The following is a 26,280-nucleotide window of genomic DNA, read 5'->3' as shown; positions in this document are numbered from 1 at the left end:
AAGAACATGAAAAAAGTCACCACTGTCTGCCCATACTGTGGGGCGGGATGCAAAATGAATCTGATCGTGGATAACGGCAAAATTATCCGCGCAGAAGCCGCCAATGGCGTGACCAATCAGGGCGAACTGTGCCTGAAAGGCTACTACGGCTGGGATTTCCTCAATGACACCAAACTGCTGACCCCGCGCCTGACGCAGCCGCTGATCCGCCGTCAGAAAGGCGGAAAATTCGAAGCCGTCAGCTGGGATGAAGCCATCCGTTACACCGCGCAGCGCCTGAAAGAGATCAAACAAAAACACGGCCCGCGTTCGATAATGCATACCGGCTCCTCCCGTGGTACCGGTAATGAAACCAACTATGTGATGCAAAAATTCGCCCGTGCGGTGATAGGCACCAACAACGTCGACTGCTGTGCCCGAGTGTGTCACGGCCCATCTGTTGCCGGTTTGCAGGCCACGCTCGGCAACGGCGCGATGAGTAACTCCATCGGCGATATCGAAAACTCCAAATGTCTGCTGGTGATTGGTTATAACTGCGCCGATTCGCACCCGATCGTCGCCCGCCGGGTGATCAAAGCCAAAGAGAAAGGTGCGCAGATCATTGTCTGTGATCCACGCCGTATCGAAACCGCCCGCATCGCCGATCAGCATCTGCAAATCACCAACGGCTGCAACATGGCGCTGGTTAATGCGTTTGCCTATGTGCTGATCGAAGAAAATCTGTATGACCACGATTACGTCGCCAAATACACCGAAGGTTTCGAGGAGTATCGCAAAAACGTGGCGAATTATTCGCCGGAAGCGGTGGCAAAGCAGACCGGTGTGACTGCCCAGCAAATTCGTCAGGCGATGCGGACTTATGCTGCCGCGCCTTCAGCCACCATCATGTGGGGTATGGGCGTGACGCAGTTTGGTCAGGCGGTGGATGTGGTGAAAGGTCTGGCGGGTCTGGCGCTGCTGACCGGTAATCTGGGACGCGCGAACGTCGGCGTTGGGCCAGTGCGCGGGCAGAATAACGTGCAGGGTGCCTGTGATATGGGCGTGCTGCCCAACGAATTCCCCGGTTACCAGTCAGTTACCGATCCGAAAGTGCGTGCGAAATTCGCCGATGCCTGGGGGATCGACGTGAACCAGATGGATCCGGAGATTGGTCATCGCATCACGGAGATCCCGCATCTTGCGCTGGAAGGCCACGTCAAAGCCTATTACATCATGGGCGAAGATCCGTTGCAGACCGAAGCGGACTTGAGTCTGGTACGCAAAGGTTTTGAAGCGCTGGAATTTGTGGTGGTGCAGGACATCTTCATGACCAAAACTGCCGAACAGGCCGATGTGATCTTGCCTGCCACCTCATGGGGTGAGCACGGCGGCGTGTTCTCCTGTGCGGATCGTGGTTTCCAGCGTTTCGAGAAAGCCATCGAGCCGAAGTACAACGTGAAGCGCGACTGGGAAATCATCAGTCTGCTGGCGACCGAACTCGGTTATCCGATGCATTACAACGACAACCAGGAAATCTGGGACGAAATGCGTGAGCTGTGCCCGCTGTTTTACGGCGCGACCTACGAAAAAATGGGCACGCTCGGGCATGTACAGTGGCCGTGTACCACGCTGGAAAGTCCGGGAACGCAGTACCTGTATCAGGACAATCGTTTCGATACGCCAACCGGCAAGGGCCAGCTGTTTGCTGCACCATGGCGTGCGCCAGCTGAAGTGCCAGACGGTGATTATCCGCTGGTTCTCTGTACCGTGCGCGAAGTTGGTCACTACTCCTGCCGCTCCATGACCGGTAACTGCGCCGCCCTGCAAACGCTGGCCGACGAACCGGGTTTTGTGCAGATGCATCCACAAGATGCGCAGGCGCTGGGCATTCGCGATCAGCAACTGGTGTGGGTTGCCTCACGCCGTGGCAAAGTCATTTCCCGCGCCAACTATAACGAGCGCATCAACATTGGCGCGGTTTATATGACCTATCAGTGGTGGATCGGCGCCTGTAATGAACTGACGCAGGAAAATCTGGATCCGATATCCAAAACGCCGGAAACCAAATACTGCGCGGTCAACGTCGAGCAAATCGCCGATCAACGCTGGGCTGAAGACTATGCTCAGCAAACCTACAGCGATATGAAAGCGCGTCTGCGCAGTGCCGTTGAAGATGTGATCCCGGTGGTTGAGGTGTAGTTTTTTGCTCTTTGTCCTTTGGCGAGGGCGGGTTTGGATGGGGTGACAGCATTAATACGGCATCGTCTGCTATACCCCCTCCCCGCCTCCCCCTTCGCAGGGGGAGGCGCTAAAAGACAACTCTGAAAGTGGCCGGTCGGCACCCTCCCCTGCGAAGGGGAGGGTTGGGGGGTATTAAGGTCAATCACTAAGTTGAAGTGTGTTTTGACCTTCCCGCCATTCCTGAAAAACTCAGAGGTTTTATGTCTGATTCTTTACTCATCCGCATCAATGGCAAGGTTCAGGGGGTCGGTTTTCGGCCCTTTATCTGGCAACTGGCTGACCGTTTACGGCTTCGTGGCGAAGTCAGTAACGACAGCGCGGGTGTGGAAATCAGACTGCTTCAACCCGTCAATATCGATATTTTTATCGAACAATTACAACGCGACTGCCCGCCGCTGGCACGAATCGACAGCATGACTCTCGCCCCTTTCGACTGGCAGAGCCCCCCGCAAAACTTCACCATTACCGGCAGTCGAAAAGCGCAGATGGATACTCAGGTAGTGCCCGACGCCGCGACTTGCCCGGAATGCCTGAAGGATATAAATCAGCCCGGCGATCGTCGCTTTGGCTACGCCTTTACTAACTGCACCCATTGCGGCCCGCGCTTTACCCTGATCCGCGCGATGCCCTACGACCGCCCGTCTACCAGCATGGCGGAATTTCCGCTGTGCCCGGCGTGTCAGCAGGAATATCAAAACCCGGCCGACCGGCGCTTTCATGCGCAGCCCGTGGCCTGTGCACACTGCGGTCCGCAAGTCAGCGCCACGTTGCAAAATGGCCAAACCGTGGCACAAGGTCAGGCGGCCATCGAACAGGCAGTGATTGCGCTGCGCGCCGGAAAAATCGTCGCCATCAAAGGGCTCGGCGGCTTTCATCTGGCCTGTGATGCCACAGAGCAGGCCGCCGTGATGCGGCTGCGTGAGCGGAAACATCGCCCGACAAAACCGCTGGCCGTCATGCTGCCGGACATCGTCTGGCTGGCGCGTTGCAGCGACGAAAGCCCACAGTTTGCGCTGCGGGAAGTGTTGCAGTCTCCCGCCGCGCCGATTGTACTGACGCCGCAGAGTGCGATCACACCACTTTGCGCGGCCATTGCGCCGGAACTCGATGAAGTCGGCCTGATGCTGCCCTTTACGCCACTGCACCATTTGCTGATGCAGGCCTGCCAGACGCCGCTGGTGATGACTTCTGGGAATTCCGCAGGCTGCGCTCCTGCATTAACCAACGCGGATGCACTGAGCCAGCTCGACGGCATCGCCGATCTGTGGCTGCTGCACAACCGCGATATCGTCCAGCGCGCTGATGATTCGCTGGTGCGCCTGACGCCTCAGGGCATCGAAGTATTACGCCGCACCAGAGGTTATGTCCCTGATGCTTTGTCGCTCCCACCGGGTTTCATCGCGCCGCCGCCGGTACTCGCGCTGGGTGGCGATCTCAAAAATACCTTTTGCCTGGTACGCAGCGGTCAGGCAGTGCTTAGCGCACACTTTGGCTCGCTGGCGCATCGCGATATTGCCCTGCAACAGCAACAGGGACAGACACACTTTCAGCATCTCTATGCCTGTACGCCGGCTGTCATCGCGCGCGATGCACATCCCTCATACATCAGCCATGTTAACGCCGACACCACCGCAACACGGGTGATTGACGTTCAACATCATCACGCGCATATCGCCGCCTGCCTGGCAGAACACCGCTGGCCGCTGGACGGCGGAAACGTCATCGGCCTGGCGCTTGACGGTCTGGGATACGGTCAGAAAGGTGAACTGTGGGGCGGCGAATGTCTGAACGTGAATTATCTGCGCTGTGAACATCTGGGCGGATTACCGGCGGTAGCGCTGCCCGGCGGCGACCGCGCTGCGCGGGAACCCTGGCGTAATCTGCTGGCACAGTGGATGGCGTTCGTGCCCGGCTGGGAACAACTTCCCGAGGCACAGGCGCTGCTGGTGCATCCGTGGCAGCCGCTTGCTAAGGCGATCGCCGCCGGGATTAATTCACCACTGGCCTCATCCTGCGGGCGCTTATTCGACGCCGTTGCGGCCGCCCTCGGCTGCGCGCCGGAAAAACTCAGCTGGGAGGGCGAAGCCGCCTGCCGCCTGGAAGCACTGGCGCGGCGGGCATATGGCGTAAAACATCCGGTCACCCTGCCGCTGCTTCATACAGACAAGGGGACGTTTCTCGATTTGGCGGTCTTCTGGCAGCAGTGGCTCGGCTGGCAGGCGACACCGGCGGAGCGGGCTTTTGCCTTTCATGACGCGCTGGCCCAAGGCTTTGCTGCCCTCGCCCGCTATCACTGTACGAAAACCGGCACCCGCACGGTCGCGCTCGGCGGCGGCGTGCTGCATAACCGCTTGCTGCGCCAGCGTTTATACGAGGCGTTAGCACCGCTGCACGTATTAATGCCGCTCGCCTATCCGGCAGGCGACGGCGGGCTGGCGCTGGGTCAGGCGGTTGTCGCCTGTGCCCGTCTTCAATCTGTTTGCGAATTAACTGAATGATAAATAAGGATCCCCATGATTAACCGCGTGTTTTTTCATACCCATCGCCGTGCCTTCTGGCTTTTTATAGGGCTCGTAGCTGTCAATCTGCTGGCCTGGGGCTGGGCGCTGGCGGCGTTTCGCCATAATGCAGCACTGATTGCGGCGGCGCTGCTGGCCTACGGTTATGGCCTGCGGCACGCGGTAGATGCCGACCATATTGCAGCGATCGATAACGTCACCCGTAAGCTGATGCAGCAAGGCCAGCGTCCGGTGGCGGTTGGGGCGTTTTTCTCACTCGGCCATTCGAGCATTGTGGTCCTGGCCTGCGTGGCGATCGCCGCCACATCGCTGGTATTCGGCGATAAAATCGGCTGGCTGCACGATTACGGCAGCACCATCGGCACGCTGGTCTCGGCGTTATTTTTATTGATGATGGCGCTACTGAATGCATTGATCCTGCGCGATGTCTGTCGTCGTTTTCAGCAAGTGAAACAGGGTAAAACCTTCACAGGCAAAGAGGAATTGCACCAGATTCAGGGCGGCGTGATGAGCAGGCTATTCAGCTTCGCTTTCAATATGGTGAATAAGAGCTGGCAAATGTATCTGGTCGGATTTTTGTTCGGGCTGGGCTTTGATACCGCTACGGAAATCGGTCTGCTGGGGATTTCAGCGGCGGGCGCGTCTTCCGGGATGTCGGTATGGAGCATCATGGTGTTTCCGGCGCTGTTCGCCAGCGGCATGGCGCTGATTGATTCACTCGATAACTTTGTGATGGTCGGTGCCTACGGCTGGGCGTTCGACAAGCCAGTTCGTAAGCTCTATTACAATATGACCATTACTGCCACCAGCGTGGTGATTGCGCTGTTTATTGGCGGACTGGAAGCGCTGGGACTGATGGCCGATAAGCTCGAACTGCACGGCGGAGCGTGGTCGGTGGTTGAGCAACTGAACGACAATATGGGCAGCGTCGGTTACGCCGCGGTGGCCGTGTTTGTGGTGTTCTGGGGGATCTCGGCGCTCAATTATCGCCGCAAAGGCTACGATAATCTGGCGGTCTGATGCCGTTATGCATCACCCGGTAAAGTGATCTGTTTTTCCAGACGCAACGTGCCACCGTCAGTGACGGTAATCATGATTTGCGTTTTGCTGCCTGGCGTTACCGAAAAACGCATACGTCCCAGCGACTGAGGCTGATTGGCAGAGAGGTTGACGTTGCTGCTCTGTTGGCTGGTACTGTTTCCGGCACCGCCTTCCTGCGAGACCGACACCGCTACTTTACAGGCACAGGCTTTGGTGAGATTGACCATCGGCGTTACGACATAACTTTGTGCATCGCTGTGGGTATCGAACCAAAGCTGATTCGACATGACAGCGGCGATCAGGAGTAAGTGCATATTTTTATCCTCAGACTCGTCGTTAAAACAGTCGAAAAAAAACAGGGCTAGTGCCCTGTTTTTAACTCCTCCAGCAACGGAGGGAGTGAAATTAGTTTTGAGACGCGTACGCCAGGTTAGCCGTACCGACCTGAGTGATACTGGTCAGAGAACCATTGGCACCCTGAGAAGCCTGCGCATAGTTGCCTGAACCATTCTGGGAGACCAGAACCTTACTGCCGTTTGCGCTTTGCGCCACGTTAGTACTGTTATAGTCACCTTTCTGAACCACGCTGATCAGGCTGCCATCACCGGTCTGATTGGTGCCGGAACTGTTTCTGTATCCATCCTGATTAACCGCAGTCAGCGATTTTTGAGCCCCTGCCTGAGTGGCATTCGCGAGATTTGCAGTACCCTGCTGGTAAATCTGAATTTCAGAATTCCACTGGGTCGCCGTAAACGTCGGCACTGTTGATGGAGGAGTAGACGGACCGCCACCACCACCACCGCCGTGATTGCTACCGGTTGCGAATGCACTGCCACTGACGACTAAAGCGGAGACTGCCACAATTTTCCAAAGTTTCATGATGCTACCCCATTAGTTAAATATCGGATGTCATAAGAACGTATGTTTTTAATGCTGTGTCACTCTAATCGCCATTCCTGACGAGTTTTGTACAACACCGCTGGTCTGGTTCGTACCATTCTGGCGTATCTCAGTTACACTCCGACCTTTTTGCAGAATGTAAGCCGTGTTACCAAAATTTTGTTGCGTAATGGATGAATTCCCGCCGCCGGTTTGCGATATATAGGCAAAATTATCGTTGCCGCTTTGAGAAATATCCGCGTTATTTCCATTACCTCTTTGTTTTATCAACGCGGTATTGTCTGAGCCCGACTGCCGGATAACGCTGGAACTGCCATTACCCGTTTGATTGCTGTAGGCCGCATTACTATTACCGTTCTGATAAATCATTGATGTATTCCCTGATGAACTTCCCGCACCGGTATAATATTGTTCGGCGCTGCCGGAGTTTATCTCCGGGAAAGCCATATCATATTGTTGTGCGTGGACGGCCCAGGATGCTGAAAGTAACGCCAGGGTCAATAAAATCTTTTTCATTGCGTCACCCTGTATTAAAGCCGGAAACCAATTTCTTGCTGACCGGTTTTATTGCTGTTGACGAATTGATTATGGAGTTAACGGCAAATAAGAAACTCACCCACACGGCGTATTTTAATTTTACAGTTCATCAAAAAGTATGAGTTGCCCTGTCTCATGCGGATTGACCAGACGATTTCGGCTAAAGGTCAATATCGCTAATCTGCCGTATGGCATTAATCCTAAAGTAACGAGAAAGAGTCGTTTAAATAATCACACAAATGCAACTATTCTTAATGTTTAGGGAACGTTCCCTTTTCAAATAAAGCGATCTGCACCACACTTCCGACGCATAGCAGGGATGACAAAACCCCATTCCAACGCCACTTCCAGCGCTTTTCACCCCATTTCATGAGGTTCTCCTACCCGCCACCTAAGTTAAATCGATTATTAACAGGGGCGGTATTTGCGTTATTAAAGAAGAAACATGCAGTGTATTGCAGTTTCAGGAGAATTTTTCTGGCCAGCATAAGGTTAAAATTACAGGCTTAACAACGGCAAACGTTAAGATTATGTAAACCCAGTTACTTAAATTTAATTTAACAGGCTCACAGAGAATATTCGCAATACATTAGGAAAACTTCATACATTTAGTGTTACATTTTGAAACACAAATGAGCCTTGCGTAAGAGGGGCCAAACGCTAAATTGAGTCTGTACCGCACATAAAACGACCTGAATTATTATGTGCACCAGGTTGTGTTTATTTTGTCTTTTTAGATATACACAGCAAACAACCAGCTATAGATTTAGCAAAATAAGTTATCGGCCTATTTTCTGCATCCCTATAACGGATGGCAGCAGGCCGTGGCGATAAAAATCAGGGCAGGGTTTGATTATGCTTAATGAAGCGGCGATCAATAATAATATCCTTTTATTAGTGACAAAACCGTCATTACAGGCCAGTGCTTTATTGCAACAATTGAAACAGCAACTTTGTGTCAACACGCGACTTCACAACATTCATAAATCCTTAGAGGATCAATATCTTCATCAGACATTAATTCTCTTCGATATGATGGAAGCCGATCGTCGCACGATTGATCACTGGCAATCAGCATTACATCATTATAACGATAGCGTGAAGTTATTATTATTAAACACGCCTGACGAATATCATTTTCGGGAAATTGAAACCTGGCCCCGGATAAGCGCAGTATTTTATCTCTCGACCGATGAAAACAATCTGGTGGAAGGAATTAAAAGCGTGATCCGCGGAGAGTGCTACTTCTCGCAGGGCTTCGCCAGCTATCTGATCAACCAGTCCGGTGCCTTTCGCCACCTGCATTCTGAGGACACAGGACTGACCCATCGTGAAAAAGAGATCCTTAATAAATTACGCGTCGGCGCCTCGAACACTGAAATCGCCCGGTTGCTGTTTATCAGTGAAAACACCGTGAAGACGCATCTCTATAATTTATTTAGAAAAATCTCGGTTAAAAACCGCACTCAGGCGGCGTCCTGGGCCAACGACAATCTCAAGCGCTGACATCATGACACTTTGCAGGAAGACCTTCTGGCTGTGGCTGGCGCTGCTCTGCGCCTCCTGCCTGCATGTTCAGGCAGCAGATGTGAAAGACCCCGGCCTGATTACTGACCACACGGTAACCTCGGTCGGCCATGATTTTTATCGCGGTTTTACCGATAAGTGGGATCGCAACTACCCGGAAACCATCACTATTTCCGAAAGACCCAGCGCGCGCTGGGGCAGCTGGATCAGCATCAAAATAGGCCAGGACACGCTCTATCAGACGCTGTTGTTCCCAAACCGTCGCAATTTTAATCAGGACGTCAACACCGCCATAGATGGCGTCACCGAGGCGCTTTCACGTCGCCAGTTAGACAAGGCGTTACTTGGCACCGGGGATCTTGCCCATGATGAATTTTAATGCACAGCCTCTTGTAAGGAGAGCATCGTGAATATTCCAGTTTCAGTCCCCCGCTCGGTGATGCTGCTGGCGTTGCTGACGGCGTCCCCACTTTCCTGGGGCGGCAATATGGTATTCCAGTTTGTGAATCCGAATTTTGGCGGTAACCCGAATAACGGCTCGTTTTTACTCAACGAGGCGCAGGCGCAGAACTCGTATAAAGACCCTGACAGCTATGACTTTGGGTCATCAGGCACCTCGGCGCTGGATAACTTCACGGCATCGATTCAGTCGCAACTGCTGGGCAGCCTGATGGGCAACATCAATCAGGGCAAACCGGGGCGGCTGGTGACGCAGGACTTTATAGTCGATATCCAGAATACCGACGGGCAGCTGGTGATGAATGTCACCGATCGCCAGACCGGCAAGGTATCCACCATTCAGGTTCAGGGTTTGTCTTCTACGACGAACTAATACCGAAGAACAAAATCCCCAAAATAATTCGATATGAAATCGAAATAAGAAGGGAAAAATGGGAATCAGATCATGCGCAATTATTTATTACTCATCGCAGTTTTTGTGTTGAGCGGGTGCCTCACAGCAGCACCTAAAGAAGCCGCAAGACCGACATTATTACCGCGTGCGCCCAGCTACACCGACCTGACACATCTCCCTGCCCCGCAAGGCCGGATCTTTGTCTCTGTGTATAACATTCAGGATGAAACCGGGCAGTTTAAACCGTATCCGGCGAGTAACTTCTCGACGGCTGTGCCGCAGAGCGCCACGGCGATGCTGGTCTCCGCGCTAAAAGATTCGAAATGGTTTATCCCGCTGGAACGTCAGGGGCTGCAAAACTTGCTCAACGAACGCAAGATTATCCGCGCTGCGCAGGAAAATGGCAGCGTCGCCATCAACAACCAGCGACCGCTCTCTTCGCTGGTGGCAGCGAACATTTTGATTGAAGGCTCAATCATCGGTTATGAAAGTAATGTGAAATCAGGGGGAATTGGCGCGCGTTACTTCGGGATCGGCGCCAGCACCCAATACCAGTTGGACCAGATAGCCGTGAACCTGCGCGCTGTCGACGTCAATACCGGGGAAGTTCTGTCGTCAGTGAATACCAGTAAGACGATATTGTCATATGAAGTGCAGGCCGGGGTGTTCCGCTTTATCGACTATCAGCGTCTGCTTGAAGGCGAACTGGGCTATACCACCAACGAGCCGGTGATGCTTTGCCTGATGTCAGCCATTGAATCCGGGGTCATTTATCTGGTCAATGACGGCATCGATCGCAATCTGTGGCAGTTGCAGAATCCTTCAGAGATCAATTCACCGATTCTGCAACGCTACAAGAACACTATTGTCCCTGCCGAATCCTGATGAGAGGCAGTTGGCGAAAGATAGCCGCTGGTTGAGGCGGCTATCTTTCTTTTTTAACGTCAGGCTTTATTTTCCTCCGTTTTCACCACCTGCCGGTAATTATTGACGCGTTTTTTGTCCTCAAGATTGAAATCAGGATCGAGATAAATACTCACCCGTTTAATCAGTAACGCGTCAAACTCAAACACCGTACAAAAATGATGACTGCCGGTTTGTGACGTCGGCCAGCGATCGCCGTTTTGCATCACCCCGCGCATCTGGCCTTCCAGCACGAGGGTATCGCCATCACAGACAAACCGGAACTCATCTTGAATGTGCTGAATTTTGTCGATCTCCAGCGCGAAACGCTTACCTAACTCTCCCAGTGAGGATTTGCCCTGAGCGGTGCCAAACTTAGGAAAGAACAGCTGCACGTCTTCCGCAAAAAGATCTAATAAGGAAGCATCTGCCTGATCCAGTTTGGCGTAAAAATTCTTCACAACGTCGATACGTTTATCTTTCAATTGTTGTTCTGTCATTTTCACCTCGAATTCTCTCCCCCAGCCTCAAGCCTAGTGACTGTCGCTGAATTTGCCAGTTATGCAGCCTGGGTCACAAAATGACAGCCGGGCCAGATTAAAGAGTTTTCTGCACTCCTTCGCGGAACCCATTACACTGGCAGCACTTTTTAATTTACTTGCCCTTACATCTTGGAGAGTCACGGATGTCTCAGTTCACCCGCGCAGGTAGCGTTATGCCACCTGTTCCCTCTGCCGCCCGCGCATTGATCCTCGCGATTTGTGTACTCCAGGGGCTGTTGCTGTATTTCTTCCTTTCGTACCACGCATCACCCGCGCTCGAATCCCTTAGCCATAATATTTACGGCCAGACGATGGCATTTACATTACCGGTGCTGGTTTCTTTATCGGTGGTGCGACTGAATGATCGTCGTTTTTGGGGCTGTATCGCAGTGCTCACGCTGCTGCTGGCGGGCATGTCGGCATGGGTTCAAAGTAACAGCACGGCAACGCCGGCGGACTCGCTGCTCCTGCCTTTCTATCTTTCACTGATCCTGCTTATCTATTTTGTGCTGCCGTGGTTGCAGGTGCAGTCTTTCCCGTCGGAGACGCGCTACCGCTATGCCAATCTGGCCGCCTGCTACTCGCAAAACACGCTGTGCCTGATGTTCACCCTGCTGCTGATGCAGCTGACCGTGGGCGTGCTGGCTCTGTGCAGCGCGTTGTTCCGGCTGATCGGCATTGACTATTTCCACGAGCTATTCTTCAACACGCCGCTGTTTATGTGGCTGCTTTACGGTGTATTGCTCGGGATTAGTATTGTCACCTGTCGCACACAGCCGTCGCTGATGAATGTCACTAAAAATATCATCCGCCTTATCCTGAAATGTCTGCTGCCGCTGGTGGCGTTCGTTGCACTGATCTTCCTTTGCACTCTACCGTTTACCGGCCTGAGCGCCCTGTCGACGGCCTGGTCAGCCGCCAGTCTGCTGACAGTGATGGCGATGAGCATTCTGATACTGGTCAACGTGGTGCGGGAAACGGACAGTCCGATGAAGCCTTATCCGCGCATCATACGCCTGATGGTCAATGCCGCTATTCTGCTGCTGCCGGTGTATACCGCGCTGGCGATGTACGCGACCGGGCTGCGCATCGCGCAGTACGGCTGGACGCCGCAGCGCATGTGGGCGGTACTGACCATCGGTGTGACGCTGGCGGCCTCGGTTTGTTACAGCCTGTCGGTTATCGATAAACGCCCCGAGTGGTTGCCGCACATTACGCAGTTCAACAAACCGCTTTCGCTGCTGGTAGTGCTGCTGCTGATCGCCGTAAACAGCCCGCTGCTCGATCCTTATCGCATCAGTGTGAATAATCAGATTGCCCGTCTAGACGAAGGAAAAACCCAGGCGAAAGATCTCGATCTGCGCATGCTGCGCTTTGACACCGGTCGTCGTGGAAATGAGGCGCTGAAAAATTTACAGCAAAACCAGGCGTTTATGACCGATCCACGCCTGATGGCAATATTGAAAAATACGATTTCTCAGACGTCGCGCTGGGGATCTTACGGCGTGGAAGATGCCGCTCAGGCGGCAAAAAATTATCGTCCGGAAAACGCGAAGAAAATGTTTCAGCTGGCGAAAGGCTCGGTTTCACCCGAGGATGCCTGGTGGAACAGCCTGCCGGAGCTGGAGAAATACAGCAGCACGTTGCGCGATTGTCTTGGCCTGCAGGGCGCATGCATCCTGAATACGCTCGAGCTCAATAATGACAAACAGAAAGAAATTTTCCTGTGTAATACGCTCAATACCGTTTCCATCAACTGCCGTATTTACGCCAAACAGGCAGGCAAATGGCAGCAAGCCGGCGAGCTGTATCTTTATGATGATAAGGATAAAAACGGGCTGATTCAGGCTCTGCGCAACGGTGAAGTGAAACCGGTCCAGCGCAGATGGGCGGATGTGCAGATTCAGGGAAAACGTCGGGTGATCCATTACAGCAGCGAAAACGAGTAATTCTTTATGTTATACACCGGCAGGCACCCGCCTGCCGGTTTATCAAAATTAAGGCGTCATGCGTAACAGCGTATCGTCTTTACGAACGTAATGATGATAAATCGCCGCCAGCGCGTGTAAGCCAATCAGGTAATAACCGCAGTTCGCCAGAAACTCATGCGTTGCTTTCACCGCACTGCGCGTATCGGGATCCGGCGTCACAAACTGCGGCACCTGCCAGCCCAGTAAAAACCACTCTCTTCCGCCAAACTCCAGCGTCAGCACGCCCAGCACCGGTAAAGACAAAAACAGCAGATATAAAATGCCATGAACGGCGTGCGAAGCGGCATTTTGCCAGCGCGGCAACGGTGGCGTAACCGGAGGCGTGGCGTGGCGGGTGCGCAGAAAAATACGCGCAAACATCAGCAGCCAGACGCAAATCCCAAAATTGAAGTGCAGCAGCTTTACCAGCGGCTGATTATCTTCCGGGAAATAATCGCGGGTAAGCATCGCGGCGTAGGTCAGGATAATCATCAGCAACGTCGCCCAGTGCAGGCTTATCTGAGACAGCGAATAACGGGTTTTCATAGTCATTTCCTGGGCAGTGAACACAATAAATACAGGGGTATCGGAGTGAGTATAGGGCGGAAAGATGCAGACTTTATGAAAACAAAAGATAAAAAACCGGGACCAGCCCGGTTTAGTGCAGAAGGGGTAGCTTACGGATGGGCTGCCGGATCCTGTTCCAGGGGAGATTCTCCGGCGGTTTTCTTCGGCGGCAGCAAACCGTCTGCGCGGAACATTGCTTTGATGCCGCGAATCGCCTGACGGATCCTGTCCTGATTTTCGATCAGCGCGAAACGCACGTGGGTATCGCCATAATCACCAAAACCGATGCCCGGTGACACGCAGACTTTGGCCTCTGCCAGCAGACGTTTGGCGAATTCCAGTGAACCTAAGTGAGCATACGCCGGCGGGATTTTCGCCCAGACATACATCGATGCTTTCGGGTTTTCCACCATCCAGCCCGCTTCGTGCAGACCGCGTACCAGGACGTTACGACGCTGACGGTACTGCTCGGCGATATCTTTCACACACTGCTGATCGCCTTCCAGCGCGGCAATCGCGGCGACCTGCAACGGCGTAAAGGTGCCGTAATCATGATAACTCTTGATACGTGCCAGCGCGCTGACCAGCTCAGGGTTACCCACCATAAAGCCGATGCGCCAGCCCGCCATGTTGTAGCTTTTCGATAACGTAAAGAATTCCACCGCGATATCTTTTGCGCCAGGCACCTGCATGATCGACGGTGCTTTCCAGCCGTCATAGACGATGTCGGCATACGCCAGATCGTGGATCACCAGCACGTCGTACTGTTTCGCCAGCGCAACGACGCGTTCGAAGAAATCAAGTTCCACGCACTGCGCCGTCGGGTTAGACGGGAAACCAAGGATCATCATTTTCGGGCGCGGGATGGTTTCGCGAATGGCTTTTTCCAGCTCAGCGAAGAAATCCACCCCCTCGGCCAGTGGCACAGAGCGCACTTGCGCACCGGCTATCACCGCACCATAGATGTGGATGGGATAACTTGGGTTTGGCACCAGCACGGTGTCACCGTGATCCAGCGTGGCCAGCATCAGATGCGCCAGACCTTCTTTCGAACCGATGGTAACGATGGCTTCGCTTTCGGGATCAATCTCCACCTGATAGCGATCCGCATACCAGCGGGAGATGGCGCGACGCAGACGCGGGATACCGCGTGAGGTCGAATAACCGTGAGTATCTTCACGTTGGGCAACCTGCACCAGTTTTTCAACGATGTGCGGCGGCGTCGGGCCGTCGGGGTTACCCATACTAAAATCGATGATGTCTTCGCCGCGATGGCGTGCAGCCATTTTCAGCTCAGCGGTGATGTTGAACACATAAGGGGGAAGACGATCAATGCGTGAAAAACGACGTGGTGAACGTGAGTCAGCCATAAATTCCTCGAGGATACGTAAGCGCCCGGACCGTCCGAGCGACGCTGGCCGCTTTGCGGCCTTCCACGAACATATCGCAGTCGCAAAAAACTGTCGAGAGAGTGAGCAACATTTTTTTAACTAAGGGCGCGGATCGCTTTTCAGCAGCCCCAGTAGCCAGTCGTTCTTCCACTCTTCCCCGATGCGGTAGCTGTCACGCAACAGCCCCTCCATCTGGAAACCACATTTCTCCAGCACGCGGCGCGAGGCGTGATTGCCTTCCAGCACGTTGGCCTGTAAGCGGTGAAAATCGCAGTGATCGAAGGCGAAATTCAGCACTTCACGCAGGGATTCCACCGCATAGCCTTTGCCCTGATGTTCAGGTGCCAGAATAAACCCCACCTCCGCCTGCTGATAGGGTCGCCAGTCGGGGAAGAATCCGGTCAGCCCCACAGCAGCACCGGTCTCTTTTTCGCGGATCAGTAAGCATAGCCAGAAATCACAGTAGCGATCCCAGTTACCCAGACGCTGCTCAAACCGGCTGTGGATCTGCGCAGGGGTTTCGAGATTACCGATAAAACGCATGACGTCAGGGGTCTGATACAACCGCAGGAAAAAAGCCCAGTCGTCGGCCTGAAGCGGCTGCATCACCAGCCTTGAGGTGGATAACGAAATCATGTCGAAAACTCCCTTGCAGTCTGATCACTGTCCCTGATTTTATCGTGCCATCACAGACTACGGAGGGTCTGTCCGGTGGTTAATCGCGGGCCTTTTACTTATAATAAACCACGAATTAATTTAGCGTGATTATACAATGTCGCGCAGAGAACCTGCCATGCAACACATGTTCGATATGCTGCTGGCGGTCTTTGACCGCGCAGCGCTGATGCTGATCTGCCTGTTCTTCCTCACGCGTACCCCGCTGTTTCGCAAACTGCTGCACAAAGAAAACGAAAACCACACTGCGCTTGAGCTGGCGGCGGTCACGGCAATTTTCTCGCTGTTTGCCATTTTCGGTACGCTCTCAGGTATCAACGTCGAAGGATCGCTGATTAACGTGCGAACCATCGCCATTATGTCCGGCGGGATCCTCTTCGGTCCGTGGGTCGGCATTATCACCGGCGTGATTTCCGGTACGCACCGATTTCTGATCGACATTCACGGCCCGACCTCCATTCCTTGTCTGATCACCAGCATTACCGCTGGGTTTCTCTCAGGCTACATCAATAAGAAAGTCAAAAAAGCGCTGCACTGGAAGGTGGGGATCCTCGCCGGAATGTTGTGCGAAACGCTGACTATGGTCCTCATTCTGCTGATGGCACGCCCTTTTTCACTCGGGCTGGATATCGTGATGAACATCGCCGCACCGCTGATCCTCGGTGCCAGTTCTATCGGGCTAATCGTACTGCTGGTACAAAGCGTCGAGGATGAAAAAGAGGTGATTGCCGCCCGGCAGGCAAGGCTGGCGCTGGATATCGCCAATAAAACGCTGCCCTATTTTCGTAATATAGGAGGCCGCGATATCAACGCCAACTCGTTAGCCAGCATCTGCCGCATTATCCGCGATGATATCGACGCCGATGCCGTAGCGATCACCGACAATAAAAACATTCTGGCGTACGTCGGGGTGGGCGCGGAAGAATACAATATCGGCCATGAAACGCTGAGTGACATGACCAAAGCCACGCTGGAAAGCGGCGAAATCACGGTCAGAAATAACGACGAAATGGACCGCACGCCGCAAATCCACTCACTAATTATCATTCCGCTGTGGGAAAAAGGGGAAGTGACCGGTTCGCTGAAAATCTATTATTGCGACCCGCACCGCATCACCTATTCACTGAAAGTCATGGCGATCGGGCTGTCGCAGATTATGTCGACGCAGATGGAAGTGTCCCGCACCGAACAGCTGCGCGAAATGGCGAACAAAGCTGAAATGCGCGCGTTGCAGAGCAAAATCAATCCGCACTTCCTGTTTAATGCACTGAATGCGATTTCCTCATCGATCCGTGCCAAACCTGACGTCGCACGCCAGCTGGTGATCAATCTCTCCCGTTATTTGCGTTACAATCTGGAGCTGAACGACGAGCTGATCGACCTGCGCAAGGAACTGCATCAGGTGCAGGATTACATCGCCATCGAACAGGCGCGTTTTGGCAGCAAACTGACGGTTATCTACGATATTGATGATGATATTTCGGTGAAAATTCCCAGCCTGCTGATCCAGCCGTTGGTGGAAAATGCCATCGTGCACGGCATTCAAAAATGCAGCGGCAAAGGCGTGGTGGTGATTTCAGTCAAGCACCATGCAAAGGGGATCTGGGTTTCTGTGAAAGACACCGGCCACGGGATTAATCAGGAAACCATTGACCGCGTGGCGCGTAATGAAATGCCGGGCATTAAAATTGGACTGCTGAATGTGCATCACCGCGTCTCTTTACTGTATGGTCAGGGGCTGGTGATCCGCCGTCTGGAACCAGGCACCGATATTTCGTTTCTGATAACCCAATCCCCGGCAAAAGTCACGGCAGCCCTCGAGAGCGATATAGCCTGACCCCGTCGAGGGAAGAACTCTTTACACATTTTACTGACGTCCGCTTTTCGGGCGTTCGCACGGGGGATAATTCCATGAACGCTATTATCGTCGAAGATGAAGTGCTGGCTCAGGAAGAGCTAAGTTACCTCATCAATACGCACAGCAGCATCAAAATTGAAGCCACGTTTGACGACGGGCTGGACGTGCTCAAATATCTGCAAACGCATGAAGTAGATGCGATTTTTCTTGATATCAGCATACCTTCTCTCGACGGCGTACTACTGGCGCAGAACATCAGTAAATTCGCCCATAAGCCTTACATCGTGTTTATCACCGCCTACAAAGAACACGCTGCCGAAGCCTTTGAAATCGAGGCGTTCGATTACATTCTCAAGCCGTATCACGAGTCGCGCATTGTAACCATGCTGCAAAAGCTGGAATCGCATTTTGCGCGCGATAAGCAGAGCGTGAATAAGCCGGAAGACGTTCAGCCGGCTCAGGGCAGCGCCACCCGCATGAGTCACAGTATCAATCTGATTAAAGACGAACGCATTATCGTCACTGACATCAACGATATTTATTACGCCGCCGCGCAGGAAAAGGTGACGCAGGTATATACCCGCAAAGAAGAATTCACCATGCCGATGAATATTACAGAGTTGTGCAACCGCCTGCCGGAAGAGCATTTTTTCCGCTGCCACCGGTCGTATTGTGTGAATTTGTCAAAGATCCGCGAGATCGTGCCGTGGTTTAACAACACGTACATTTTGCGGTTAAGCGATCTGGATTTTGAAGTGCCGGTGAGCCGCAGCAAAGTGAAAGAGTTCAGGCAATTAATGCGTTTTTAATAGGATTTCCTCCCCTTCTCAGGGGAGGAAATAAAATCAGATGGTCATACCCATCGACTGCCTCAGATATGCTCCTGAGCCTAGCAGTCCAGGCTGATCGTGGGTGATCAGGAACACCGGAATATCCATCAGGTAATCTTTGAAGCGGCCTTTATCTTCAAACGCAGCGCGGAAACCTGACGCTTTGAAGAATTCGAGGAAGCGCGGAACGATGCCACCCGCGATGTACACACCACCGAACGTGCCCATGTTCAGCGCCAGATTGCCACCAAAACGTCCCATGATCACACAGAACAGCGACAGGGCGCGGCGGCAGTCGACGTTTTCATCTGACAGCGCCAGCTCAGTCACGTCTTTGGGTTTGAAGTTCTCGGGGATGCGGTTATCGGATTTCACAATTGCACGATACAGATTCACCAATCCCGGACCAGAGAGAATACGCTCGGCAGAAACGTGTCCCATTTCAGTACGCAGTTGCTCGAGGATGATATCTTCTTCTTCACTGTTTGGCGCGAAATCCACATGACCGCCTTCGCCCGGCAGGCTCAGCCATTTTTTATCGGCATGGATCAGGTGCGCGACGCCAAGACCGGTGCCTGCGCCGTAGATGACCGACGGTTTGCCATCCACCGCTTTCTTACCGCCAAACTGCAACAAATCTTGTTCTTTCAACATCGGGATTGCCATGGAAACGGCGGTGAAGTCGTTGATGACTTCCAGATGCTGCAGGCCGAGGCTTTTTTTCATTTCGGCAATGGAGAACGCCCACGTATGGTTGGTCATCGCCACCCAGTCACCGGTGATCGGACAGGCAATAGCAATACACGCATCCTCAACCTCCTGATGCTGCTGCGAGAGATACTCACGCACTGCCGCTTCGAGGCTATCGTAATCCAGCCCGGAAAAGGTTTGTGACTGTGAAATTTCGCCGCTGTCTAAAGCGCAAAGCGCCAGACGGCAGTTAGTGCCCCCGACATCGCCCACCAGGGAGTATTTGGTCATGTTATTCTCCACGAAAATAATGTAGTTATACTGCGCACCCGCGTCAAAACGGCTGGGCCAGAGAGTACGCTGCCAGACGTCACGATGTAAGCGGTATTCATCAATGATTGCGACTGGCTAAAGCCTGCTAACAAGGCTATACAAGGTAAAAGTGCTTACATAATCGTGTGGGCAAAATAGCCGTATTTGCTATACGCTGCAACGCAGTTTTGAACCAACGTACATTTATGCGGCATGTCACGCAAAATAATGTCGAAGATCCGCAACCCGACCGCGCTTAGATTCATCGGAACTATCAGATAAGTATAACTATAAGGAAATATTTGCATGTTTCATCCCCGCGCCAGAATCATGCTGGCTTTTGCCCTGCCTGCTCTCATTATCGGCGTGTTATCGAGCCTGATTCTGGTGGCGGTCATGATGATTGCCGGAGCGCTGCAAACTTTGCTGTGGCAGCACATTCCCGCCGTACTGCACCTGAATACGCAGTCTGCCAGCTGGACGTTGTTCATGCTGACAATGACCGGGATCGGCGTTGGCGCGCTGATTAAGTATATGCCAGGACACGCCGGGCCGGATCCAGCGGCGGAATCGCTGATTGGCGCGCCAGTCACGGTGAATGCCTTACCCGGTCTGGCACTGGCGCTGATGCTCGGTTTAGCGGGCGGTGTCAGCCTCGGCCCTGAATATCCGATTACGGTGATCAATATCGCGCTGGCCGCAGCCTTTGGCGCGCGGTTTATGCCGAAAGTGCCGACCACCGACTGGGTGATTCTGGCAGCAGCGGGCACCATCGGTGCGCTGTTTGGCACACCGGTTGCCGCAGCGCTGATATTCTCGCAATCGCTCGGCACCAATAAAGACGTGCCGCTGTGGGATCGTCTTTTCGCACCGCTGGTCGCGGCAGGCGCAGGGGCGATCACCACCGATCAGTTCTTCGAACCTGATTTCTCCCTGAGCATTCCCGCATATGACAGTTCCCGTCTCATCGACATTTTCAGCGGTTCCGTTGTGGTGCTGATCGCCGTCGCGCTGGGGATGATCGCCGTCTGGCTGTTCCCGCACCTTCACCGGCTATTCAACAGCATCCATAATCCGGTGCTGAGACTGGGTATCGGCGGGTTTGTGCTCGGCCTGCTGGCGCTGATTGGCGGGGAAATCACGCTGTTCAAAGGGCTGGATGAAATGAAGGAACTGGCGCACTCCAACCAGCTGTTTGAGATGGGGCCGCTGCTGGCGATCACCCTGACCAAACTTGCGGCCTTAGTGGTCGCGGCGGCCTGTGGTTTTCGCGGCGGGCGCATCTTCCCGGCGGTGTTTGTCGGCGTCTCGCTCGGCCTGATGCTGCATCAATACGCGCCAGATGTGCCGGCGGCGGTGACGGTTTCCTGCGCTGTGATGGGCATGGTGCTGGTGGTCACGCGCGACGGCTGGCTCAGTTTGTTTATGGCCGCCGCCGTGGTGCCGGGGCTGAAATTACTGCCGCTGCTGTGCATCGTGATGCTGCCAGCCTGGCTGATGCTGGCAGGGAAACCGCTGATGCTGGTGGCAAAACAGCAGTTGCGCCGCCAGCCGCCAGATCCTGAGTCGTAATATTTAAGTACCGTCGTTGAGAGAGAACTCCGCCGCCGCCAGCGCATGAATGGCGGTGGTGTCGAAGACCGGCACGCTGGCGTCTGCGACACCGACCAGCAGGGTGATTTCAGTACACCCGAGAATAATACCTTCAACGCCCTGCTGTTCCAGTTTGCCAATGATCCGCCGGTACTCTTCCCGTGACGCGTCATTAATGATCCCCAGACACAACTCTTCGTAGATGATCCGGTGGACAATTGCGCGGTCGGCTTCATCCGGCGTCACGACCTCAATCTGATGAATATCCTGCAAACGCCCGCGATAGAAATCCTGTTCCATGGTGAAACGGGTGCCAAGCAGGCCGATTTTTCGCAGCCCCTGCCCTTTAATTTTTTCTGCCGTCGCATCAGCGATATGCAGTAACGGCAGGCCGCCGATGCGTTCGATATCTTCCGCCACTTTATGCATGGTGTTGGTACAGACCACAATCACTTCTGCCCCGGCGCGGGCCAGCGCATTGGCTGCATTACCGAGGAGTTCGCCCGCCTGCTGCCAGTCTCCGGCCATTTGCAGTTTTTCAATTTCATAGAAATCGACGCTGTAGAGAAACAGTTTGGCTGAGTGTAAGCCGCCGAGCTGCTGCTTTACGTGTTCGTTGATCATACGGTAATACGGCACGGTGGATTCCCAGCTCATGCCGCCAATCAGCCCTAAGGTCTTCATGTTCGCCCCTGAATGTGTGTGATGTGCAAAACCATAACCGACAAAAAGCCCGCAAACAAAGGAAATGTCTGCGGGCTTTTCGGTATGACATCACTGCGCCGATCAATGCTTCGCCGGGCAATCCTGCATTGTCTGACGACGGCTTATCCAGCGATGACGCAGGGTGTCGTAGATCCAGTTGTACGCCACGGTGTACGGCAGGAAGAACAGGAAGAACCCGATTTCCAGCATGAATGCGTCCAGCAGGCTGATACCCAGCCACAGCGCGGCAATCGGCAGACCGATAAGGATAAAGCCGCCTTCAAAGCCCAGGGCGTGAGCCACACGGATTTTAAACGTCCGCACCACGCGCGATACAGGCCAGAACCGGTCAAAAATGGTGTTGTAGACGATGTTCCACACCATCGCCGTGGTCGACAACATGATGGCCAGCGCGCCCATTTCCCAGACCGGTTTATTTAACAACCAGGCTGCCGCCGGGGCTGAGATCAGCACGGCCAGCGTTTCGAAGCCCACCGCATGAAAAATGCGCTCGCCGTAGGTTTTCTGAGAAATGTTCCGTGTTTGCTTAGACATAAAAACCTGCCTGATTCCTGAATGTTAATGGGTGACGGTTGTCACAGGCAGGCAGTATCATCATAAAATGAGATAGATAAAAGATAGTAAGTATCGATAAAATAGATACTTCAATATTTAGGAGACTGATCATGCGTTATTCGCCGGAAGCCCTGATGGCCTTTGTGGAAGCCGCCGACGCCGGATCCTTTTCCGCCGCCGCCAGAAAGTTGCGCAAAAGCCAGTCCACCGTCAGTACCGCCATCGCTAATCTGGAAGTCGATTTAGGCGTGACGTTGTTCGACCGCCAAAGCCGCCATCCGGTGCTGACACCCGCCGGACAGCGCGTGCTGAGCCACGTTCAGGCGATCCTTGCCGCCAGTGAACGCCTCGACGAACTGGCGGTGCGGTTATCCACCCAGGTGGAAACGCGCCTGACGTTTGTCCTTTCAGATACGTATCAGCCCACCCATCACGAAGCGCTGCTGCGCCGGTTCGAACGGCGTTATCCCGATATCGAATTTGAGTGCCAGATAGCGGAAGACCAGGACGTCATTGATCTGTTGCAGTCGGGCCGCGCCCATATCGGCATGGTGGAAGTTCAGAAGAGCTATCCGCCGGACATCGGTGTGGCGCGACTGCCGGAGCAGACGGATATGTCTATTTTTTGCAGCAAAAACCATCCGCTGGCAAAGATCCCGCAGCTGCAACCCGAGCAGTTACACACCTTCCGCGAACTGTGTCTGCAACCTTACAGCCGCCGGGAAATGCCGCGCGCACAGGGACAGATCTGGTCTGCACCGAGCTATCTGATGCTGCTGGAAATGGCGGAACAAGGATTTGGATGGGCGACGTTACCCCACTGGCTGGTGCAGCAGTTCGGGCATGACAAGCTGATCGCCCTTCCACTTCGCGGCTGGCCCAAAAAAATTTCGGTGGATGCGGTCTGGAGCAAGAATAATCAGCCCGGACCGGCGGGAAGCTGGTTCATCGACCAGCTGACTGACCCGCCGTCGCCGGATGCGGACTTACTGCCCTGAGTTACGCTTCGCCAGCGATTTGGTGACAGAATCGAGCAACTCAGGAATGTCCATTTTCGGCAAGATCACCTCAATCCACGCCATCCGCCGTTCGGCGCTGGCCTGTTCAATTGCCGCTTTCAGCGCCTGCGGGGAATCTGCCCGCGCGCTGAATACGGTTTTACCGCCGAACGCCGCCGGAAACTGCGTCCAGTTCCACTGCGCGATGTCGTTGTAGCGCTGCGTCTCACCGTGGATCGCCCTTTCTACCGTATAGCCTTCATTGTTGATCACGAAAATCACCGGCGGCAGTCCGTAGCGGATCGCTGCGCCTAAGCCCTGAAGCGTCAGCTGCGCCGAGCCATCGCCGATAAGCAACACCACACGGCGATCCGGCACCGCAATCTGCACGCCAAACGCGGCAGGCAGCGTAAAACCGATCGACCCCCACAATGGCTGGACGACAAACTGGCAATCCTGTGGCAGCGTCAGCGCCGCCGCGCCGAAACAGGATGTGCCCTGCTCGGCTACCAGCACGTCGCCGGGCCGGAGGAAGGCCTGAATCTGTTGCCAGAAGGCATGCTGATCGAGCGTGCCATCCGCCGGTTGAGGAAGCGTCATGCGCTTCACGGCATACGGCGGCCACAGGGAGGCCAGTTCAGCCGTCAGCCGGTGCAGCACGCTGACGGTTTTGGCGACCGGCAGGTGATGGAAGATCTGATTACCGACGCGGGCGGAAAACGGCTGGAGATCGATACATTTTTCGGCGGGAAGTTGCTGGGTGAAACCGGCGGTGATGGTGTCAGTGAATTTAACGCCAACGGTAATCACCACGTCAGCGCCTTCAATCGCCTCTTGGGTGGAAGCAGCGCTGGCAGCGCCGGAGTATGTACCGGCAAAATTCGGCTGCTGTTCGTTGAATAATCCTTTGCCCATCAGCAGCGTTGAGTGCGCCATCGGCACTTCTTCCATCCACTGTTCCAGTGCGGCCTGCACGCCAAAACGGTCGGCGAGAAAATCCGCCAGCAGGGCAACGCGTCCTGCACGACGAAGTTGAGCATCGGCGGCCGCCACGAAGGCTTCCAGCGAAGACGCCGAAAACGCCGGTTGCCGTGCAGGGACGGCGTGCGCCCGCGTGCTGACCGGCATGGCGGCGACATCGCTCGGCAACAACAGATAGCCGGGACGCGAAGTGTAGATCACTTCCTCAATAACGCGGTCGATTTCGGTCAGCGCATTTTCCGGGGTCAGCGAGCCGAGTGCCACACTCACCGGCTGCGACATGCGCATGAAATGGCTGAAATCGCCGTCGCCCAGCGTGTGATGCAGTAATTCACCTTTACGCTGTGCAGAAAGTGGTGGCGCGCCCACGATGTGGATCACCGGAACATATTCGGCATAACTGCCCGCAATGCCGTTCAGCGCGCTGAGTTCACCGACGCCAAAGGTGGTCAGCAGCGCGGCTATGCCTTTGGTGCGGGCATAACCGTCCGCGCCATAGGCCGCATTGAGCTCGTTGGTGCAGCCAACCCAGGTAATTTGCTGATGGTTGATGACGCTGTCGAGAAATTGCAGATTGTAATCGCCCGGCACGCCAAACAGTTCGGAGATACCGCTAAAGGACAAGCGATCTAAGAGATAGTCACCTACGGTGTATACATTATCCATGACGATCCTCTGTTAAATAGAATGCAAACAGTTAATCCCACTAGCCTAAGTATTACGCCAAAACAGGGAATAGGATATTTATTATCCGAAATAAGACGTGGCAACGCAGAGTTACAGCATTGCACTGAGATCTTGCAACGGTGCAGATTCAGCAATAAAAGTAATGGACGATGATAATAACTCCGCTTTTCAACGGAAACGGAAAGTAAGGATTGTTCTGGTTGTGATCGGAGTAGCTGGAATTGCGAGTGAAAACGCATACACTAAAACAGCATTTACCTCATCCTTACATTATTTCTACCTCAATCAGAAAGGTTCTTATGCCGTATCTTGCCAGTCAAAACCGTTACGAAAAGATGGAATATCGTCGCTGCGGCCATAGCGGCCTGAAACTGCCCGCCGTTTCCCTCGGCCTGTGGCACAACTTCGGCGATAACGCGCATTTTGAGAATGGCCGCAAACTTATCCGCCATGCTTTTGACCACGGGATCACCCACTTCGACCTCGCCAACAACTACGGGCCACCTCCGGGTTCGGCAGAGCAGCATTTTGGCCGCATTTTGCAGGAAGATTTGCTGGCGTACCGCGACGAGCTGATCATCTCCTCAAAAGCCGGTTACACCATGTGGGACGGCCCTTACGGCGACTGGGGTTCCAAAAAATATCTGGTCGCCAGCCTGAATCAGAGCCTGAAACGTATGGGCCTGGACTACGTGGATATCTTCTATCATCACCGCCCGGATCCCGACACACCGCTGGAAGAAACCATGGCCGCGCTGGATTTGATCGTGCGTCAGGGCAAAGCGCTGTACGTCGGGCTGTCCAACTATCCGGCTGACCGCGCCAAAGAAGCGTTTGAAATCCTGAAACAGCTCGGTACGCCATGCCTTATCCATCAGCCGAAATATTCAATGTTTGAGCGCTGGGTGGAGGCTGATTTGCTGGAGACGCTGGCAGATAACGGCGTCGGTTCAATCGCCTTCTCTCCTCTGGCCGGTGGCGTTCTGACTGACCGTTATCTGGCCGGCATTCCTGAGGATTCACGCGCCGCCAGCGGCAGTAAATTCCTCACTACCGATTCGCTTACTGAAGAAAAACTGGCGAAAGTCCGCAAGCTGAATGACATCGCGCAGGCGCGCGGGCAGAAGCTTTCGCAGATGGCGCTGGCGTGGGTGCTGCGAGGCGACCGCGTGACCTCCGTACTGATTGGTGCCAGCAAAACCAGTCAGATTGATGACGCAGTTGGCATGGTCGCTAACCGTCATTTCACGCAGGAAGAACTGGCGGCGATTGAAGCGATTTTAGTGTAAACGTTTACGCAAATGAGCAAAAAATGCGCCTTTATGGAGACTCAGTAAGGATTCCGTTAAGGCGCGTAAATCAATCAAAACAGGATTGCGACCAATAGAATAGAGGGCCCCTTAGC

At 53.9% G+C, this 26,280-nt stretch carries 24 protein-coding genes; 13 read left to right on the top strand and 11 right to left on the bottom strand.

The genetic code is table 11. From position 1 onward, the window contains the following. Positions 1-6 precede the first annotated feature (6 nt). The 3 genes from fdhF (at position 7) to ACMHLI_RS09260 (ending at position 5,759) form a co-directional block, all read left to right on the top strand. On the top strand, positions 7-2,178 hold the full coding sequence (gene fdhF / locus ACMHLI_RS09270) for a formate dehydrogenase subunit alpha (RefSeq protein WP_413529211.1): 2,172 nt from the start codon (positions 7-9) through the stop codon (positions 2,176-2,178). Positions 2,179-2,420: 242 nt separating this feature from the next. Beyond that, positions 2,421-4,718 carry a carbamoyltransferase HypF gene (gene hypF, locus ACMHLI_RS09265; RefSeq protein ID WP_413529210.1) on the top strand — a complete coding sequence of 766 codons (2,298 nt, stop codon included), beginning with the start codon at positions 2,421-2,423 and terminating at the stop codon, positions 4,716-4,718. A 15-nt stretch (positions 4,719-4,733) separates the two neighbouring features. Beyond that, positions 4,734-5,759: a HoxN/HupN/NixA family nickel/cobalt transporter gene (locus tag ACMHLI_RS09260; protein ID WP_413529209.1), complete on the top strand. Its 1,026-nt coding sequence runs from the start codon at positions 4,734-4,736 to the stop codon at positions 5,757-5,759. Positions 5,760-5,764: 5 nt separating this feature from the next. On the opposite strand, the gene csgC is transcribed toward ACMHLI_RS09260, so the two are convergent. From csgC to ACMHLI_RS09245, 3 genes are all read right to left on the bottom strand, one after another. Next, entirely contained in the window at positions 5,765-6,094 is a 330-nt protein-coding gene (gene csgC, locus ACMHLI_RS09255; protein WP_413529208.1) for a curli assembly chaperone CsgC, read from the bottom strand. A 91-nt stretch (positions 6,095-6,185) separates the two neighbouring features. Beyond that, positions 6,186-6,659, bottom strand: coding sequence for a curli major subunit CsgA (csgA, locus tag ACMHLI_RS09250; protein ID WP_413529207.1), 474 nt, complete (start codon positions 6,657-6,659; stop codon positions 6,186-6,188). 48 nt (positions 6,660-6,707) lie between these two features. Then, complete coding sequence (locus ACMHLI_RS09245; protein ID WP_413529206.1) at positions 6,708-7,196, bottom strand: curlin; 489 nt, start codon at positions 7,194-7,196, stop codon at positions 6,708-6,710. Between the two features lie 876 nt (positions 7,197-8,072). Between ACMHLI_RS09245 and csgD the strand changes: the two genes are divergently transcribed. From csgD to csgG, 4 genes are all read left to right on the top strand, one after another. After that, positions 8,073-8,723: a biofilm master transcriptional regulator CsgD gene (csgD, locus tag ACMHLI_RS09240; RefSeq protein WP_413529205.1), complete on the top strand. Its 651-nt coding sequence runs from the start codon at positions 8,073-8,075 to the stop codon at positions 8,721-8,723. A gap of 4 nt (positions 8,724-8,727) precedes the next feature. Next, positions 8,728-9,123, top strand: a complete 396-nt coding sequence (gene csgE, locus ACMHLI_RS09235) for a curli production assembly/transport protein CsgE (protein ID WP_413529204.1) — start codon at positions 8,728-8,730, stop codon at positions 9,121-9,123. 60 nt (positions 9,124-9,183) lie between these two features. Then, positions 9,184-9,576: a curli production assembly/transport protein CsgF gene (csgF, locus tag ACMHLI_RS09230; protein WP_413529525.1), complete on the top strand. Its 393-nt coding sequence runs from the start codon at positions 9,184-9,186 to the stop codon at positions 9,574-9,576. Positions 9,577-9,648: 72 nt separating this feature from the next. Next, positions 9,649-10,482: a curli production assembly/transport protein CsgG gene (gene csgG, locus ACMHLI_RS09225; protein WP_413529203.1), complete on the top strand. Its 834-nt coding sequence runs from the start codon at positions 9,649-9,651 to the stop codon at positions 10,480-10,482. A gap of 59 nt (positions 10,483-10,541) precedes the next feature. On the opposite strand, the gene ACMHLI_RS09220 is transcribed toward csgG, so the two are convergent. Further along, complete coding sequence (locus tag ACMHLI_RS09220) at positions 10,542-11,000, bottom strand: nuclear transport factor 2 family protein (RefSeq protein ID WP_413529202.1); 459 nt, start codon at positions 10,998-11,000, stop codon at positions 10,542-10,544. A gap of 185 nt (positions 11,001-11,185) precedes the next feature. Here ACMHLI_RS09220 and ACMHLI_RS09215 point away from each other — a divergent pair, with 185 nt between their 5' ends. Further along, the gene (locus ACMHLI_RS09215; protein WP_413529201.1) at positions 11,186-12,991 is read left to right on the top strand and encodes a DUF4153 domain-containing protein; all 1,806 of its coding nucleotides are present in this window, start codon (positions 11,186-11,188) and stop codon (positions 12,989-12,991) included. A 48-nt stretch (positions 12,992-13,039) separates the two neighbouring features. Here ACMHLI_RS09215 and ACMHLI_RS09210 read toward each other — a convergent pair whose 3' ends face one another. From ACMHLI_RS09210 to ACMHLI_RS09200, 3 genes are all read right to left on the bottom strand, one after another. Beyond that, complete coding sequence (locus ACMHLI_RS09210; RefSeq protein WP_413529200.1) at positions 13,040-13,558, bottom strand: cytochrome b; 519 nt, start codon at positions 13,556-13,558, stop codon at positions 13,040-13,042. Between the two features lie 131 nt (positions 13,559-13,689). Continuing rightward, positions 13,690-14,949, bottom strand: a complete 1,260-nt coding sequence (gene alaC / locus ACMHLI_RS09205; protein WP_413529199.1) for an alanine transaminase — start codon at positions 14,947-14,949, stop codon at positions 13,690-13,692. Positions 14,950-15,069: 120 nt separating this feature from the next. Beyond that, positions 15,070-15,606 carry a GNAT family N-acetyltransferase gene (locus tag ACMHLI_RS09200; protein WP_413529198.1) on the bottom strand — a complete coding sequence of 179 codons (537 nt, stop codon included), beginning with the start codon at positions 15,604-15,606 and terminating at the stop codon, positions 15,070-15,072. A gap of 157 nt (positions 15,607-15,763) precedes the next feature. On the opposite strand from ACMHLI_RS09200, the gene ACMHLI_RS09195 reads away from it, so the two are divergent. Further along, positions 15,764-17,482 carry a LytS/YhcK type 5TM receptor domain-containing protein gene (locus ACMHLI_RS09195; protein ID WP_413529197.1) on the top strand — a complete coding sequence of 573 codons (1,719 nt, stop codon included), beginning with the start codon at positions 15,764-15,766 and terminating at the stop codon, positions 17,480-17,482. Between the two features lie 74 nt (positions 17,483-17,556). After that, positions 17,557-18,312 carry a LytR/AlgR family response regulator transcription factor gene (locus ACMHLI_RS09190; RefSeq protein WP_413529196.1) on the top strand — a complete coding sequence of 252 codons (756 nt, stop codon included), beginning with the start codon at positions 17,557-17,559 and terminating at the stop codon, positions 18,310-18,312. Between the two features lie 36 nt (positions 18,313-18,348). On the opposite strand, the gene glk is transcribed toward ACMHLI_RS09190, so the two are convergent. Continuing rightward, on the bottom strand, positions 18,349-19,314 hold the full coding sequence (glk, locus tag ACMHLI_RS09185) for a glucokinase (protein WP_413529195.1): 966 nt from the start codon (positions 19,312-19,314) through the stop codon (positions 18,349-18,351). A 327-nt stretch (positions 19,315-19,641) separates the two neighbouring features. Between glk and ACMHLI_RS09180 the strand changes: the two genes are divergently transcribed. Next, a complete protein-coding gene (locus tag ACMHLI_RS09180) occupies positions 19,642-20,907 on the top strand; it encodes an ion channel protein (protein WP_413529194.1) in 1,266 nt (421 codons plus the stop codon). A 3-nt stretch (positions 20,908-20,910) separates the two neighbouring features. On the opposite strand, the gene ACMHLI_RS09175 is transcribed toward ACMHLI_RS09180, so the two are convergent. Together ACMHLI_RS09175 and ACMHLI_RS09170 are read right to left on the bottom strand one after the other, a co-directional pair. Next, positions 20,911-21,612: an aspartate/glutamate racemase family protein gene (locus ACMHLI_RS09175; RefSeq protein WP_413529193.1), complete on the bottom strand. Its 702-nt coding sequence runs from the start codon at positions 21,610-21,612 to the stop codon at positions 20,911-20,913. Between the two features lie 102 nt (positions 21,613-21,714). Next, a complete protein-coding gene (locus ACMHLI_RS09170) occupies positions 21,715-22,188 on the bottom strand; it encodes a multidrug/biocide efflux PACE transporter (protein ID WP_413529192.1) in 474 nt (157 codons plus the stop codon). Between the two features lie 131 nt (positions 22,189-22,319). On the opposite strand from ACMHLI_RS09170, the gene ACMHLI_RS09165 reads away from it, so the two are divergent. Beyond that, positions 22,320-23,207 carry a LysR family transcriptional regulator gene (locus tag ACMHLI_RS09165; protein ID WP_413529191.1) on the top strand — a complete coding sequence of 296 codons (888 nt, stop codon included), beginning with the start codon at positions 22,320-22,322 and terminating at the stop codon, positions 23,205-23,207. On the opposite strand, the gene ACMHLI_RS09160 is transcribed toward ACMHLI_RS09165, so the two are convergent. Continuing rightward, the gene (locus ACMHLI_RS09160) at positions 23,196-24,854 is read right to left on the bottom strand and encodes an alpha-keto acid decarboxylase family protein (RefSeq protein WP_413529190.1); all 1,659 of its coding nucleotides are present in this window, start codon (positions 24,852-24,854) and stop codon (positions 23,196-23,198) included. The genes ACMHLI_RS09165 and ACMHLI_RS09160 overlap by 12 nt on opposite strands. 320 nt (positions 24,855-25,174) lie before the next feature. Here ACMHLI_RS09160 and mgrA point away from each other — a divergent pair, with 320 nt between their 5' ends. Continuing rightward, entirely contained in the window at positions 25,175-26,164 is a 990-nt protein-coding gene (mgrA, locus tag ACMHLI_RS09155) for an L-glyceraldehyde 3-phosphate reductase (RefSeq protein ID WP_413529189.1), read from the top strand. Positions 26,165-26,280 lie beyond the last annotated feature (116 nt).

The organism is Rahnella inusitata (assembly GCF_965118895.1).
Classification (GTDB): Bacteria; Pseudomonadota; Gammaproteobacteria; order Enterobacterales; family Enterobacteriaceae; genus Rahnella; species Rahnella inusitata_A.
The sequence above is the reverse complement of the archived record's forward strand: the minus strand, read 5'-3'. Positions and strand labels throughout refer to the sequence as shown.